The sequence below is a fragment of the Streptobacillus canis genome (genome assembly GCF_009733925.1).
In the GTDB taxonomy this organism is placed as follows: Bacteria; Fusobacteriota; Fusobacteriia; order Fusobacteriales; family Leptotrichiaceae; genus Streptobacillus; species Streptobacillus canis.
Genome location: NZ_WOEI01000007.1, coordinates 26,627 through 42,493, shown reverse-complemented (window position 1 = coordinate 42,493; position 15,867 = coordinate 26,627). Strand labels below are relative to the sequence as shown.

Sequence of the window (15,867 nt, the reverse complement as noted above, 5' to 3'; positions counted from 1 at the left end):
TCTATTTAAATTTTGTGTGATACATTCACAGCAATATTCATCAATAACTTTCAATTACATAACCTCCATATCTTTAAAACCATTTAATTCAAGGTAAATCCCAACCAATTTTCATTTATAGTTTTTAAATTAAAAAATACCCCTTGATTGTATCGTCAATTATCGGTATCATTCAAGGGGTGAATAGGAAAAATAGTTTATAGATTCTTTACATTCAAAGCTCTAAAAGCATTTAATACTGCGATGATAGTTACACCTACATCTGCAAATATAGCTGCCCACATAGTAGTTATTCCAAAAGCACTCAAAATAAGAACAATTATTTTTATTACAATTGCAAATACTATGTTTTGATGTGCAATTTTTAGTGTCTTTTTAGAAATCTTCATTGCAGTAGCAATTTTCGATGGCTCATCAGTCATAATTACAACATCAGCAGCTTCAATGGCCGCATCAGAACCTAAACCACCCATTGCTATTCCAATGTCTGCACGAGCTAATACAGGTGCATCATTGATTCCGTCACCAACAAAGGCAAGTTTACCTTTTTTAGATTTTTGCGAAAATAATTCTTCTAGTTTTTCAACTTTGTCTGCTGGCAACAGTTCTGTATAAGCCTTATCAAGACCAAGCTCTTTAGCAACTTTTGAACCAATACTTTTATTATCACCTGTTAACATAACTGTTTGTTTAATATTAGCTGCCTTAAGTTCCTTGATTGCTTGTGCTGAATCTTCCTTTACCTCATCGGCAATTACAATGTAACCTATATATTTGTTATTAACAGCAACATGTACAATAGTACCGATCAGCTCTTCCTTGAAATAAGGGATATCCATCATTTTCATAAGTTTGATATTTCCTGCCATAACCTTTTTGCCATCTACTGTTGCAATAACACCATGACCTGATATCTCTTCTACATCTGAAATACGTCCATTGTCTATTTCTTTGCTATATGCACGTTTCAGTGAAAGTGAAATCGGATGATTGGAATAGCTTTCCGCATGTGCAGTTAATTCTAGTAGCTCTTCTTTGGAAACTCCTTCTGGATGAATTTCCTGTACATTAAATATACCTTTCGTTAGTGTTCCAGTTTTATCAAAAACAACAATTTCAGTTTCTGCTAATGCCTCTAAATAATTACTACCCTTGACTAAAACACCTTTTTTTGAGGCTCCACCTATTCCACCGAAGAAACTCAAAGGAATTGAAATAACTAAAGCACACGGACAGGATACCACAAGGAATGCTAGTGCGCTATATATCCAATCACTAAAAGTCGCCCCGTCTATAACAAGAGGTGGTATAATAGCTAGAAAAACTGCAATTATAACCACAACCGGTGTATAATATCTCGCAAACTTCGTAATAAATTGTTCTGAATTGGATTTTTTACTACTTGCATTTTCAACTAAATCAAGAATTTTACTTACAGTAGATTCTCCAAATTCCTTGGTAACCTCTGCTGTAATAACCCCATTAATGTTGATGCACCCACTTAGGATATCACTTCCAATTTCTACTTCACGAGGAACAGATTCGCCTGTTAGTGCCGATGTATCAATCATTGAACTTCCCTCAATTACCTTGCCATCAAGAGGAATTTTTTCTCCTGCTTTAATTACAATAATATCTCCAATTTGTACTTCATCTGGGTCAACTTTGACAAGTTCATCACCTTTTTTAACATTTGCATAATCTGGTCGAATATCCATAAGGCTTGCAATTGACTTTCTCGACTTGCCAACTGCATAGCTTTGAAACAGTTCTCCAACTTGATAAAACAGCATAACTGCAACACCTTCAGGATACTCACCAATAAAAAATGCACCAATTGTTGCAATACTCATTAAAAAATTTTCATCGAAAACTTGACCTTTAAAAATATTTTTTACAGCTCTTTTTACAACATCTCCACCTACAATAATGTAACTTATTATAAAGAGAGCAATCTGTAACCATTCGTTATTTAAACTAAGCAATACCGCTGTAGCTAACACGGCTACACCAATAATTATTCGCCATAGTCGTTTTGTCATACTAAATAGCCTCCTTTAAGCCTTTTTCATAGTTGTATCGGGTTCGATTTTTTTAACTATTTTTTCCATCTCTGCTATTATTGTTGGCATTTTTTCATCCTCACCATCAATAACGAGTTTTGTGGTCATAAAGTTAACAGTAGCTTCTTTCACTCCATCAAGCTCATTAATAGCCTTTTCTATTTTTGCCGCGCAATTTGCACAACCTAAACCTTCAAGTATAAATTTCTTTTTCATTATTAAATCCTCCTAAATATTATTTGTAATTTTATTTTGAATACTACAAGTCTTTTTCAAATTTTCTTGAAGCATTGCTCATTTGAAATGAAGACTTAAATATATGTCCAAATATCTTCAAAAAATATTCTATTCTACCGCATTACTACTTCTCGTTGATATGAATTAGACCTTGGTCAAATATTTCTCTTACATGATCATCAACTAATGAATAATATACTACTTTGCCTTCTTTTCTGTTTTTCACTAAATTAGCTTGCTTTAAGACTCTCAGCTGATGGGAAATTGCTGATTGTGTCATGTTAAGTAATACAGCGATATCACAAACACACATTTCAGCTTCATGTAAAGCCCATAATATCCTGATTCGTGTTGAATCTCCAAATACTTTAAATAATTCTGCTAGTTCATAAAGGCTTTCTTCTTGAGGCATTTTATCTCTAACTTGATTTACAATATCCTCATGAATTACATTGCAGTCACATCTTTCAATTGCATTAAATTTTTTAGTCATATTATCACCTCTTTTTAAATCACTTCATCCGAATACTTGGACAAGCATTCATACGTTGTATATTTATTATATTATTTTTTTTCTCTTGTGTCAATAGTTATATGAACATTTATTCAAGTGTTTTTTATATTATTTAAAATATCTCAAAAACATCTACTAGTCCTTTCTCGGTATCCTGTCCTATACATATCCTTTAAACAAATCCTTAAAAATAAAGACTTCTCCTTCGTACAAGTTTTCGGTTTCTTTAATAGCTTCATCTAACAGCTTATTACATCACTCATGTGGTCAACTCCTTATCAATAACCTTATAAACAACATTTTTGATAATATCACATGTATAAATCATATAAAAGTCAATGCAAAAACCGCCAATCAAGAGAACCTAACTCTTAATTGACGGTTTATATTAGTATTAAATCATACTTCCATTTCAATTCCAGATTTAAAGCATATTACAAAGTGGTCATCATAAACACTAACATTCTGGATAATCTTCCTTACTAGGGTATCATCATAACGTGTAACCATTACTGGAACATAAGCTATAAATTTCGTCTTTAAAATGTCCGTTATTTGCAGTTAATATGTTGGGTACATTTTCTAGCACAAAATACTTCGGTCTAACAACACTAACTACCTCAAAAAAATATTTAAATAAATAATTATGTGGATCATCCATTATTTTTCTTTTCCCTTTTTGAGAAAATCCTTGACAAGGTGGTCCCCAAACAATTACGTCTATATTTTTATACTCATTAAAAACATCATCAATATCTAATTTTGAAATATCTTCATTAATCATTTTCACTTTAGGATGATTTTTTTTATAAGAATTAGCTATAGAATAGTCAACTTCATTTGCTAAAACAATTTCAAATCCTGAGTCGAAAAATCCTTTAGATAGTCCACCAACTCCAGAAAACAAATCAATAACTTGTCTTTTCATCTTCTACCCTCATATTCGCTAATTTAGCATTTTTTTCTTCTAATTCAACACCGATAAAATTTTTATTTAATCTATAGCTTGCAATTGCAGAAGAACCGCTTCCTAGAAATGGATCTACTACTAAATCGCCCTCATTTGAAAGCAATCTTATAAAATGTTCGAATAATATAATTGGCTTTTGTGTTGGATGTTTACCTAATTTCTTTTCCCTAGCAGTCGTAACAAATGTTTCAATATAGTCTAGAACCAATTTACCTTTATTATTGAATGTTCCTGTTTTTGTTTTATAAGTAAAATATATCCAGCACTCATTTGAATTAACAAAATGTAAATTCATATTTCTAGGCATTGGATTTGTTTTGTGCCAAATTCCAGTGGTTTTATAATAAAAACCAAATTCATTTGCTATTTCAACAAGAGTTTCAATCCTTAATATTGACATAAAAACTATCATGGAAGCACCATTCTTAAGTATCCTACTTGATTCTTTAAAAACAATCTCATATGGTCTTTCCAATCATTAAAATCTAAATCATCCCAACCAGCAGCACCAAAAAAATTAGAACGCATTTTTTGTAAATTTGTATCTCTCCCGTTCATGAAATTCGCAATATTATATGGAGGATCTGTAATAATTAAATCAACCGTAGATGAGTCTAACTTCCTCAATTCTTCTATGCATTCTCCATTTATTATTTCAATCATTTTTAATACACTCCATAATTTCTGATATGTCGCAATCTAATGCATCACAAATTCTGAGCAAAATATCGGTAGTTACATTCTCACCATTCTTTAATTTATAAAATGTACTTCTACTTACATTTGCTTTTTCCATAAGCTCATTATGTTGCATATCTAAATCAATAAGTTTTTTAAATAACCTTTTATAACTTAATTCCATATAACTTCCAAGATTATTTTTTCGATAGCTGATCTCGTACATATATACATTAAAAAAATACTTATGTTTGTTATTACATACAAATTTATTATAACATTAACTATAGGTTATTTTCAATCAATTGATACATCACTTTAAAAAAGCAAAATAAAAAAAGGTGATTCGGGATTTTAAAAAAATCCTTGAATCACCTCTTTCTTTTCTGTATAATTTAATCGCCAAACCAAATAAACAGAAAAGGGGGGGATAAACATGATATCTAAAATCAAATTTATCTTAACCAATACTATTTAACAAATTCTTTAAATTCTATCAAGCCTTATTCTTCTAATCAACATATTTCTAACTCTATTAATAAATTTCTTGCTTGTGGTGACCTCTCTAAAGCTTTCATTTCATATAGATGTCATATCTGTAACTTTCAACATAAAATGAAACTTACTTATAAATCTAGATTATGTAATTCTTGTGGATATAATTACTCTATTAAATGGACTAACTCCATCACTAATCAATTAATTAATATTCCTCATAGACATGTTCTTTTTACTATTCCTCAACAATTTAGAAAATTTATTGCTTATGATAAAACTATTCTTTCTAAATTAGCTGCTGATATTAATAATATTTTCAAATATCAATTCCATAATATTCATGATAAAAAGAAAAGAAAAATATATATACCTAAATCTAATAATAAATTCTTTACTGATTCTGATGTCATTTATATCGTTTCTCTTGGGGGATTAAATAAAAATTTTATCTTTAAAAAACTTAATTATTTTCATGTTAATTCTATTGCTAATCAATGGAGATATGTCGTATATAGAGCCTTAAGTCAAGCTAATTATCCTAATGATACTATTAAAAAAAATGCTTTAGATATGGCTTCTAAAATGATTAAAGAAGATGTTAGATTCTTCTTTAATGTTGGTGATAATGATGTTAATAACCCTAAAGGTATTATCCAATACCTCGGTAGATATTTAGCTAGAGTCCCTATTGCTGAGTATAAAATTGTTGATATTAATCTTAATAAAAATATTGTCACTTTTATGTTTAATGATTTAGCTAATAATAAAGAAATTACTTATAAAACTTTAACTATTCAAGATTTTGTTGCTAAATTACTTTTTCATTTACCTTATAAACATTTTAAGATGATTAATAGATTTGGCTTCTATGCTAGAAGAAAATCTAATAAGTTAGATTTTACTTTAACTTAAAAAAGTTCCTTCTCTTTTTAGAAAGAACTTTAAAGCTATTTGGGACTTTGATCCTTTTATGTGTCCTAATTGTAATATTTATCTTGAAGCTTATGAACTCTTTATAAATAATTCTATTGGACCTCCTATTCATAAATTCTATAATCCTAATGGCCTATTATTTAAATAGGTATTTTTCTGTTACTTAAATTTATCTATTATTTTGAATTAATATAAATTGTTGTTGTATTTTATACTAATTAATAAAAATATATCATTTTTATTAAACTTCTAATTTCCTATAGAATAAAAAAAAGTTTGAAAATTTAGATTAATATCTAATTTTCAAACTTCTTAATTATCAATTTTATTTATTAATTAACTCTTTAACTAATTTTTCTAATTGATTTAATTGCTCTCTTAATTCTTTAACACTATTATCAAGTTCATAAACTTTTTCATCAAGTAAATTAATGTTTCCATTTCTTTGTAATGTTAACATATCTTTTCTTCTTGATTCTAATTTATCAAATTGATATCCTAATCCTGCTCCTAATGCTACATGTCCTTTAGTATTTAATGACCCACTTGCCTTATATACTAAGTTACCTGTTTCATTTAAACCTGATAATCCTAATGCAAATGCATGTTCTCCATTATAATATCCATATGCTCCTGCTATATTATGTCTATGTCCTGCTGTGTTACTTACTTGTGGTAAGTTAGCCATTGCTACTGCTGAAGCTACTCCTGAATTTGCTGCAGTTACCCTAGAATCTCCTTCAACTGATATATCATATGTTGTTCCATTTTCACTTGTTGTAGGTGTTATCTTAACACTTCCATCATTTGATGTTACTTTTGTTCTTCCTAAATCAACATACTCTTTATTTGCTACATCTCCTTTATCAACTGGTGAAGCTACATTTGTTATTCTATTTCCTCCCATATTTAAATCTCCTGATACATTTATTGTATCTCCAAATTCAAATCTTGGTTTCCCTTCTTCTCCACCTAATGATGTAATCCCTTTTATTTCTTTTGATAACTTAACTTCTAGTTTACCATCTTTAGAGTTTACCCCAATGTTTCCATCTGATAATTTAGCCTTGTCTGCTCCTCCAACGATTTCTAATTTTTCATTTAATGCTTTCTTTATAACATTATCTTCTGTATCTCCATTATCTCCTGCAAATTTTAACCCATCTTCTAATGTAGCTATACTATGTGGTGTCCCTGTAGCATCTGTATACTCAACACGTGTCATTGTATCTCCATCTGCTCCATTTACTCCTAATGCTCCATCCACAACTTTAATATCTGCCGATTTACCATCTGCTCCATTTAATCCTATTGTACCTACTCCATTAGTTCCTGTTAATTTTATTGCTTCATTTCCTTGTTCACCTATTGATACACTTTCTAAACCTTCTAAGTTTTTACTTAATGAATATGTAAAGTCTTTTCCTGCTTGTACTAATTTTAAGTTATCTCCTGATTTAAATGTTACTGTATTTCCATTTGATACTTTCTCTACAGCTTCGCCTTCTACTACTCCATTTCCATCTTTTCCTGATGTTACATTGAAGCCTTGGTTTGTAGCATTATTTGTTACATTAGCTATTGCTTCATTTAATTGATCTACATTTACTGCATCTGTTCCATCTGTTCCTTTAGCTACTCCTTTTATTGCTGTGTTTCCAGCATTTATTACTTCATTATCAACAGTTAATGGTCCTGCAGTAAATTTAGTTGTTGTTACATTATCAAATGTCACATCTTTCTTAGTTGTTACTGTTATCTTATTATTTTCTTTTGTAACTAAGATATTATCTCCATTTGCTATATCTACTTTATCTCCACCTGATATCTTACTACTATCTGCACCATTTGCTGTTAAATTCCATGCAGATAAATTCTTAATTACTGTTTCTCCTTCATGTGTTATATTATCTAATGTTTTATTTGCTTTATTTTCTATTGATGCTAATTTATCTTTTACATCTTGTGCCACATCTATAGTAATATCTTCCCCTGCTGCTGTTGTTGTAACAAAGTTTTCTGTTCCTTTAACATTAAATTTAAGTCCACCATCTTTATTTAGGTTTTGTGTATCCGTTTCACTATTATTATCTCCACCTAATTTTATTGTGTTGTTTCCAACTTTATTTACTACTGTTGCTACATCTCCTGTTGTTGCTAATTTATTTGGTTCTGCTGCAATTACTTCATTATTTCCACCTGTTACATTTGTTGTTAATGTTCCTGGTGCAACTTCTGGAATAATTGCTTTTAATTTACCATCTGCTACAGTTATTGTAGTATTATCAACTTCTACTCCTACTGTATATATTGGATGTCCATCTGTTCCATCTTCTGTTTTTTCTACTGTTATTCCACTGTTTTCTTTTGCTTTTACTTCTGTTTTAACTACCATTAAAGCTTCATGAACTGTTGCCTTACCTGTATTACCTATATTATTCATAGTAATATTTCCCGTTTCATCTCCATTTGGAACAATTATAGCATTACCACCTAAAATATTCTTAGTAGACTTTGCTAAATTACTTAAAGTATTATTTGTTGCATGTAGTTGAGAACCATTAATCGCATCTGTTGATGTCTTTGTAATTTGACCAGAAGCTACATTTATTATTTGACGTTTTTCTATTTCATTACCAACTGATACAACAGATATAGGGGTATTTCCAGCAAATCCACTATAAGTTAATTCACCAACAATTGCAGTATTAACATTTTGTTTCTCTCTAGTTGTTGTATTTGAGCCTAAAGCTAAAGAATTTTCAATATTATTAATAGTATTATATCCTATTGAAATAGCATTTTCAACTGTAGATTTTGCATTTACCCCTGCTGAAATAGAATGTTTTCCTGTAGCTCCTCCTTTTGAATCTATTGTTCCTTTATTTGTATTTTCATTCCCTTCTGGCTGATCTTGATTATTATAATTAATATGAAAATAAGTATTATTTATTTTATCAACTAAAGCCTTTGTTATAGAAAATAATTGTGATCCATTTATTGCATCTGTTGAATTTTCACTAACTTCTCCAGGTGCAACATTTTTTAACTGACGTTCAAAACCTACTTTACCAAAACTTACTATATCTCCTGCTAAAGTATTCTCTCCTCCTTTCCAAGAAAAATTAATTCCTATAGGATTTGTATCAATATTTACTTTTAACTTTGTTTGTTTTGTCCCATCTTTATTTTCTCCCCCTGCTTGTGAACCGCCACCTATAGCTACAGCATTATCAAGTAATGCTCTTGAACCTGAACCCATCGCCATTGCATTTACTTTATCAGCTTCAGAGGCTGTTCCTATAGCTAATCCTAACTCTCCAGCTTTTGCTTTTACACCTATTGACACCCCTAATGTATTACTTCTTGATGAAATATATTCATTTTTTCTTAAATTCCCGCCAGATAAATGCGTAAATGCACTATCAAGTGTTCCTTCAACTGCTTGTCCATTATTGTTAGTATATGTAACCCTTGCATCAGCTGCATTTTTCAAATCATCTCCACCTATTACGATTGAAGAATCTCCATACGCAACTGTATTTCCACCTATTGCAATAGATTGATCTCCTCTAGCCCATGCTCCTCCTTTATATGCGCTAGAATTAATAGTTCTTACATCTTTATCTTCATGGCCTTGATTTCTATCTCCACCACCTATTGCAATTCCTTGATTTATTATTTTTCCTTCATAACCTACTTTTGCATTATTTCCTAATGCCATATTATTTTTCTGATACCCAGCTAAAGAATTAGTATAAATACTTCCTCCTATAACTAAACCATCACTTCCACCTTTTATTAATGAACCCTCACCTATTATTATATTTTTTGATCTAGTATGATCACCATTAGATTCAAAAGTTCCTTTAATTATAATACTATTTTCTAATCTTCCTTCTGTTACCTTTGTATTACCATCAATAATCACTGAATACTCTGGGTTATTACCTGTTTTAGTAAATCCTCCAATATATGTGCTATTTCCCTCTTTTTGTGTTACTGGATCAATAGCTGAAAACGAAAAACTACTTCCAATCATTAATAATCCTGTAATTAAAAATACCTTTATAACTTTTTTATCAATACTTATTTTTCTTTTTATATATCTTTTCAATTCTTTTATTTTTATTTGCATTTTTCTCCTCCATTATTTAATTTAAAATTAAATCTACTTAATATTATACCCTTTTCAAATATAAAATGTCAAATTTTTATAGGTAAAATTCCAATTCCTCTTCCTCTTACTATATCTAAAGCTAAATAAAAAACTCCTGAATCCAATAAATGATCTTTTCCATGTTTTATTGCCCTATCAAAATCAATATTTTTACCTGAAACAAAATCTGTTGCTTCAACTAAAATTATTTCCTCTAATCCATCTACTATTCTTTTTTCTATAGCTGAAACATCATCAATAACTATATCTGAAAAAGTATTTTCTTCTAACCAACATCCAACATAAGCATGCCCTTCTATTATTATCAATAAAGGATTAAGACCTATCGCTTCAAGACATGAAATATATAGCATTGCAAGATCTAAGCAAGTTCCTTGTTTTAAATCTAAAACACTATGAGGTAGCCTTATTTTTTGTCCAAAAACTTCATAACTAGCAGGCGGTATATTATATATTATGTTACTTTCTTGTAATGCAGCATAAATAGCAGCCATTTGTATTTTAACATTATTTTGATTACCTGACATATATGCAGTAAATGAAGGTTCAAATCCCCATTTTTTCAAATAATTTGAAGCTTTAACTACAATTTCTGAAATCTTAGGATGATTAGGGGTTGAAAATGAAATTATTGTTTCAGGCATAATATTAACACCCAACCATTGATTATATGGCTCTAAATCTATATCTATAGTCTCTTCATATATTTTTTCATCTATCATATATATTTCAATAAACATTTGTGCTCTACTTAATTCATTAATAGAATAAAGATATTCTGGAATTAATTTAATATTTACATCATCTATTTCTATATTTTCTCCAGGATGAACTATTCCTAAAGGTATAACAAAAGTTCTTGCAAATTCAGGTTCTACATGTATTTTTAAACTTAAATTTTCATATATATTGTCACTAATATTTTCTATTTCTAATTTACGTATCATAGGTACATAATTATGGTGTAATAAAAAATTTATACTTTTTAACATTTCCTTCTTTATTTTAAACATTAATTTACCACCTTTTTATCTTTTTTTTAGTATACCTCTATTTTATATTTTTTACAAATATTTTATATATAAAAAATGTATCATTAAACTTTTATATTTATTGATACATTTTTATTTTAAAATATATTTTTACAATTATTACTTTGACATTTCCTCAAAATTCAAAAACTATTTTAACCTTATTTTTTCAATTCCCCATTAAATTAAAAAGAAATCTAATACTTGTTTAACTTCCTTTAGTATGTTATCTACAATTTTCATATATTCACTTTCATCAACATTAACTGTCAATTCTTTTTCTTTAAGCATTTTCACTATTATATCACTTGGTTCTTCAAATTTTTCTAATTTTAATATTTTATCAATTACTCTAATTAAATATTCATTAATTTCACAAACCTGTCCTCTATAATTACTTATCTTAATTGCATTTGATTCTTCAAAAGATACATTTAAATACTTCGATATTAATCCATTAATATTTAACAGACTATCTTTTTTATCTATTTTATATGGAAATATTTCTATAGCATTTAATAATATTAAATGTAATATTTCTTTCAATAAATCATCACCATATTTTTTTAAAATTTCTTCAATAGAAATATTTGCCGGATATATCTTTGTTAGATGTTTAATCAATTTTTCTATTTTCTTATTTACTACACTAAATTTTGAATTTCTTATTGAATATTGACCATTTTCAAATAAAAAATTTCCTGAAATATATAGTTTTTCTAAATTTTTTCTATTAAATGATTCACTTAAATTTATTTTTCCCTTATTATTTTTATGAGTTATTATACTACTTCTAAATTGAGTATTATACATATAATCATAGTATTGTTCTTTTGCTAATAAATTATCACCACATTCCTTATCTATCAAACTTAAAGCTTCATTATCTTTAGGTAATTTAAAAGTTAGTGCTAAATTAGCATCAGTTACATGAAATAAATCTTTTTTTAATAACATATTATTAAATTCATATAGATACATTGGTTTATTATATTCTTCAAAATATTCATGCAGTAAATAATAATCATCTTTATCTATAACAGATTTAATGCTTTCCTTAAATTCTTTCGGAAGATGAGAATATTTTTCTAAAAACTCTAGTGCCCCTCTTCCATAATTTATTTTATCAACATCAGAAATCTCAGCTCCATTTTCATTTAAAAAATCTACTCTAAATTTCATTAAGTTTTTATAAACATCATATTTAGCCCATCCAGGATATGTATTATATGAAATAAGTGCAACTCCATTTTCAGTTAAATTTTCTTTAATAACATCAAGTATTTTTTCAGCAACTATTTCAGGAACCCAAGAAAATACACCATGACATATTATATAATCAAATTTTCCTAAATCATTACTATATTCTAATATATTTTGATTAATTAAACGTATATTTGTAAGTCCAATTTTTCTTATTATTTCATTTCCCTTATTAATTTGAACACTTGATAAATCTATACCTACTACTTCAGTTTCTGGAAAATTTAAAGCTATTGGTAGAATATTTCCACCAAATGAACATCCAATTTCAAGTACTCTTGCTTTTTTTATATCTGGAGTTTCAAAACTTAATATATTCATAATATTTCTCAAAAAATATGGTTGTGTTTTTTCAAAAGCTTTTGAACTATATGGTATTTTATTATAACTTTTTTCTAATGTCATTTTTCTCTCTTTTCTATAATATTTTTATATATTTTAACATATTTTAACATATTTTAAATAAATATAAAATAGGAGAAGACAAAAATCTTCCCCATTTTTTTATTTTTTAAATTCAAATTTTGCGTCTTTTTTCTTACCTTGAAGAGCCATATCAGTCATAGTCCCTTTAAAGTATATTAATTTATCAAACATCATATCAGCATCTTTTTTCACTTGTTCTGCTTTCATTAATCCAAGATTATTTGCATAATTAATTTTATCTTTACCTTTTTTACTATTAATAATTTTATCTTCTTCTTTTAACTTACTAATAAAATCATTTTCTACTTTATCCCAATATGTTCTAACTCCTAATCCATATCTCATTCTATCTTCTCTTGCAAGTATATGCAATCCTTTCATTGCCCAATACATAGAATCTCTATTAAATTCATCAGCATCTGCTATATAACTCTTATGAGTTTTAGTTATATATTCATAATATGGAACAAATACAGAATGTTCAACTGTTCCCATAGCAAGCCACATTACTGTTGGTGCATTATCTCTTATTTGGAATATATGTGCTTCTAAATTAGTATCAGTCCCTATAGGTCTAATTTTTCCTTTATTTTCAGGTGTGTCAACATCATAATCACTACCTTCATATCTATCTCTTAAAAAATTCATTACTTCTTTAACAGAAATTTTTTTATCAGGTTTTCTAAATAGTTCATAAGCAATTTCTGAATCATGTTCTACTGGAAGTAATGGACAAAAATGATTTTGTCCCATAGCTATTCTATCTACATTATATTTAGAATGTATTTCTCTATAAGTTAGAGCTAAATGAAATTTATCATTAAGTGTTTTTGCAAGACCATTTTTTTCTGGTAAGTTTTGAATATCTTTAGAAGCAATTACATCTTTACTTGTAAAATCATAACTTCCTAAATAAAACGCATTTGGAATCACTGCATAAACATCAGTTGGTACTTTTACTGCAACATATTGATGTCCAGTATATATTTCCATATACCACATTTCATTTTTATCTCCAAATATTATTATATTCCCTTCTCCTGCTCCTGCTTTTTCAACTATATTTGCAACTATTTCTACAGCATGTCTTGCAGTTTTTGCCTGCATCAATACAAGAGATGCTATATCTGGTTCTGTAAGTCCTCCTTCAACATATGGATCAAGTGCTAATATTTTATCATTAGCATTAGCTGAAACTGTAGCTGAAACACTAACACCTAATTCATTAGTTCCTGCTTCACCAAATACTCCATAACTAGGATCTGCATCAGGAACTAAAGTATGTTTTAGGGCATATTTAGGATATGGCCACTTAAATCCAGTATCTGGATTTTCAAAAATTTCTCCCTTTTTATATTCTCTAGACTTAACTACCATAAATTTTTTAGGATTTACACCTTGTAAATCTTCATTTCTTGCAAATATCATAGAATTATCAACAGTAACATCTTTACCTGCTAAAAAACCAGTACATGCTAAAGCATTTATAGAAAATAATAATAAACATAAACTAAATATTTTTTTCATAATAAGCCCTCCAAAAAGTATGAAAAGGGGGTATTTGAACCCCCTTTATAATATATGAATAAGAAACTAAAATCTAATTAAAGTATCATCATAGCCCCAGTTAATATTACTATATTTATTATAAATATAGCTACTAATAATTTAAATACCCATTTAACATAAGTACCGTATTCAACTTTTGCAGCTGCAAGTCCTCCCATAACAACTCCTGAAGTTGGTGTAATTAAATTAATTAATCCACATGCACCTGAGAATATCATGATGATAACTTCAACACTAAATCCTAAACTTTGTGTAAGTGGTGCAAGTATCGGTACTGAAACAGATGCAAGTCCTGATGTAGATGGAATAAAGAATGATAATACCATATATAGTATGTATGATGCTGGTGCAAATATTAATGCAGATAATCCAGCTAGTCCTTGTGATGCTAAGTTTAATATATATTTATCTAAATAAGTAACAGACATTAATACTGAAACACCTCTTGATAAAGCTATTATTAACACAACTGATAAGATATCAGCCGCACCATACATAAACGAATCAACTATTTCTTTTTCACTAAATCCATTTACAACACCTATAACTATTCCTATAAAAGTAAACCACATTGATAATTCTCCAAAATACCATTCACCAAGTGATGTACCTGTTAAAAATGATGACCATCCTTCAAATACATGAATATCATATTCTGACCAAACAACTAATGAAAGTATCATAATCACAAATGAGAATGCAAATATTAATAAAGTCATTTTATGTTTTGATGTAAATTCAATATTATCAAAATCTACATGTCCAAAATGTTCTTTCATATCGTTTTGTTCTTGTAATGAAAGTATTATAGATCCTTTATCAGCTTTAATTTTTTTAGCATAGTTCATTACAAATATAATTGCTGGTATTAAAGTTGCTATCCAAAGTATAATTCCCAATAATACTACTGTTCCATTTGATGGATCAGTTCCTGCACTTTTAGCAGCATCTAACGCTACCCCTATTGCAAATGGATTAACAGTAGATCCTAAAACTCCTGCACCTGCTCCAAGTAATACAGTAGAAGCTGCTACCATAGTATCAAATCCTGCTGCTACCATAGTTGCTGAAATTAATCCGTAGAAAGCTATTGTTTCTTCTGCCATTCCATAAGTTGAACCACCTATAGAAAATAAAGTCATTAAAATAGGAATTAATAATAATTCTCTTCCTTTTAATTTTTTAACTAATGCTCCAACTCCTGCATCTAGTGCACCAGTTTTTGATACTATTCCTAAAAAACCTCCAAGTAATAATACAAATACTGCAACATCTATTGCATCTTTGAAACCATTAAATGTAGCCATAAACACATCTGCTATTGAAGCTCCATTTACCCCTGTAGCAAGAGCTATATTTTCATCTAACATTTCTTTTGTAACTTCTGCTGGTAATTTAGGTAATACTCTTGTTACAAGAGCTATTAATATTAATAGTATGAATATTATCGTAAAAGCAGATAGTGATTTACGTTCTTTTTTTTCACTCATAGCTATTTCCTCTCT

14 protein-coding genes are annotated in these 15,867 nt (G+C 28.6%); 1 reads left to right on the top strand and 13 read right to left on the bottom strand.

Annotated features, from left to right (window positions below):
* Positions 1 to 197: 197 nt before the first annotated feature.
* From GM111_RS03170 to GM111_RS03130, 8 genes are all read right to left on the bottom strand, one after another.
* Positions 198 to 2,042: a heavy metal translocating P-type ATPase gene (locus GM111_RS03170; RefSeq protein ID WP_156299435.1), complete on the bottom strand. Its 1,845-nt coding sequence runs from the start codon at positions 2,040 to 2,042 to the stop codon at positions 198 to 200.
* 15 nt (positions 2,043 to 2,057) lie between these two features.
* Positions 2,058 to 2,279: a cation transporter gene (locus tag GM111_RS03165; RefSeq protein WP_156299434.1), complete on the bottom strand. Its 222-nt coding sequence runs from the start codon at positions 2,277 to 2,279 to the stop codon at positions 2,058 to 2,060.
* A 145-nt stretch (positions 2,280 to 2,424) separates the two neighbouring features.
* Positions 2,425 to 2,793, bottom strand: a complete 369-nt coding sequence (locus tag GM111_RS03160; protein WP_156299433.1) for an ArsR/SmtB family transcription factor — start codon at positions 2,791 to 2,793, stop codon at positions 2,425 to 2,427.
* A gap of 180 nt (positions 2,794 to 2,973) precedes the next feature.
* Positions 2,974 to 3,045 carry a hypothetical protein gene (locus GM111_RS03155; RefSeq protein WP_456243024.1) on the bottom strand — a complete coding sequence of 24 codons (72 nt, stop codon included), beginning with the start codon at positions 3,043 to 3,045 and terminating at the stop codon, positions 2,974 to 2,976.
* Positions 3,046 to 3,307: 262 nt separating this feature from the next.
* Complete coding sequence (locus tag GM111_RS03145; protein ID WP_156299432.1) at positions 3,308 to 3,742, bottom strand: DNA cytosine methyltransferase; 435 nt, start codon at positions 3,740 to 3,742, stop codon at positions 3,308 to 3,310.
* Entirely contained in the window at positions 3,723 to 4,196 is a 474-nt protein-coding gene (locus GM111_RS03140) for a DNA-methyltransferase (RefSeq protein ID WP_231479748.1), read from the bottom strand. The genes GM111_RS03145 and GM111_RS03140 overlap by 20 nt, the downstream gene beginning before the upstream one ends.
* Positions 4,193 to 4,447, bottom strand: a complete 255-nt coding sequence (locus GM111_RS03135) for a class I SAM-dependent methyltransferase (RefSeq protein WP_003145474.1) — start codon at positions 4,445 to 4,447, stop codon at positions 4,193 to 4,195. Before GM111_RS03135 ends, GM111_RS03140 begins: the two co-directional genes overlap by 4 nt.
* Complete coding sequence (locus tag GM111_RS03130; protein ID WP_456243023.1) at positions 4,440 to 4,688, bottom strand: helix-turn-helix domain-containing protein; 249 nt, start codon at positions 4,686 to 4,688, stop codon at positions 4,440 to 4,442. The genes GM111_RS03135 and GM111_RS03130 overlap by 8 nt, the downstream gene beginning before the upstream one ends.
* Before the next feature lie 227 nt (positions 4,689 to 4,915).
* Between GM111_RS03130 and GM111_RS03125 the strand changes: the two genes are divergently transcribed.
* Positions 4,916 to 5,872 (top strand): IS91 family transposase, encoded by a 957-nt coding sequence (locus GM111_RS03125; RefSeq protein ID WP_331279611.1) that lies wholly within the window; start codon positions 4,916 to 4,918, stop codon positions 5,870 to 5,872.
* A gap of 346 nt (positions 5,873 to 6,218) precedes the next feature.
* Here GM111_RS03125 and GM111_RS03120 read toward each other — a convergent pair whose 3' ends face one another.
* The 5 genes from GM111_RS03120 to GM111_RS03100 form a co-directional block, all read right to left on the bottom strand.
* A complete protein-coding gene (locus GM111_RS03120; protein WP_156299429.1) occupies positions 6,219 to 10,031 on the bottom strand; it encodes a YadA-like family protein in 3,813 nt (1,270 codons plus the stop codon).
* Between the two features lie 68 nt (positions 10,032 to 10,099).
* Positions 10,100 to 11,086: a transglutaminase-like domain-containing protein gene (locus GM111_RS03115; protein ID WP_156299428.1), complete on the bottom strand. Its 987-nt coding sequence runs from the start codon at positions 11,084 to 11,086 to the stop codon at positions 10,100 to 10,102.
* 198 nt (positions 11,087 to 11,284) lie between these two features.
* Positions 11,285 to 12,772: a class I SAM-dependent methyltransferase gene (locus GM111_RS03110; RefSeq protein WP_156299427.1), complete on the bottom strand. Its 1,488-nt coding sequence runs from the start codon at positions 12,770 to 12,772 to the stop codon at positions 11,285 to 11,287.
* A 99-nt stretch (positions 12,773 to 12,871) separates the two neighbouring features.
* Positions 12,872 to 14,320, bottom strand: coding sequence for a C69 family dipeptidase (locus GM111_RS03105; protein WP_156299426.1), 1,449 nt, complete (start codon positions 14,318 to 14,320; stop codon positions 12,872 to 12,874).
* A 77-nt stretch (positions 14,321 to 14,397) separates the two neighbouring features.
* A complete protein-coding gene (locus GM111_RS03100; RefSeq protein WP_156299425.1) occupies positions 14,398 to 15,852 on the bottom strand; it encodes a YfcC family protein in 1,455 nt (484 codons plus the stop codon).
* Between the last annotated feature and the right edge of the window lie 15 nt (positions 15,853 to 15,867).

Coding starts and splice junctions, on each gene's coding strand:
- GM111_RS03145 (WP_156299432.1), bottom strand. CDS start 3,742: ATGAAAAGACAAGTTATTGATTTGTTTTCTGGAGTTGGTGGACTATCT.
- GM111_RS03105 (WP_156299426.1), bottom strand. CDS start 14,320: ATGAAAAAAATATTTAGTTTATGTTTATTATTATTTTCTATAAATGCT.
- GM111_RS03140 (WP_231479748.1), bottom strand. CDS start 4,196: ATGATAGTTTTTATGTCAATATTAAGGATTGAAACTCTTGTTGAAATA.
- GM111_RS03100 (WP_156299425.1), bottom strand. CDS start 15,852: ATGAGTGAAAAAAAAGAACGTAAATCACTATCTGCTTTTACGATAATA.
- GM111_RS03135 (WP_003145474.1), bottom strand. CDS start 4,447: ATGATTGAAATAATAAATGGAGAATGCATAGAAGAATTGAGGAAGTTA.
- GM111_RS03165 (WP_156299434.1), bottom strand. CDS start 2,279: ATGAAAAAGAAATTTATACTTGAAGGTTTAGGTTGTGCAAATTGCGCG.
- GM111_RS03170 (WP_156299435.1), bottom strand. CDS start 2,042: ATGACAAAACGACTATGGCGAATAATTATTGGTGTAGCCGTGTTAGCT.
- GM111_RS03120 (WP_156299429.1), bottom strand. CDS start 10,031: ATGCAAATAAAAATAAAAGAATTGAAAAGATATATAAAAAGAAAAATA.
- GM111_RS03160 (WP_156299433.1), bottom strand. CDS start 2,793: ATGACTAAAAAATTTAATGCAATTGAAAGATGTGACTGCAATGTAATT.
- GM111_RS03115 (WP_156299428.1), bottom strand. CDS start 11,086: ATGTTTAAAATAAAGAAGGAAATGTTAAAAAGTATAAATTTTTTATTA.
- GM111_RS03110 (WP_156299427.1), bottom strand. CDS start 12,772: ATGACATTAGAAAAAAGTTATAATAAAATACCATATAGTTCAAAAGCT.
- GM111_RS03130 (WP_456243023.1), bottom strand. CDS start 4,688: ATGTACGAGATCAGCTATCGAAAAAATAATCTTGGAAGTTATATGGAA.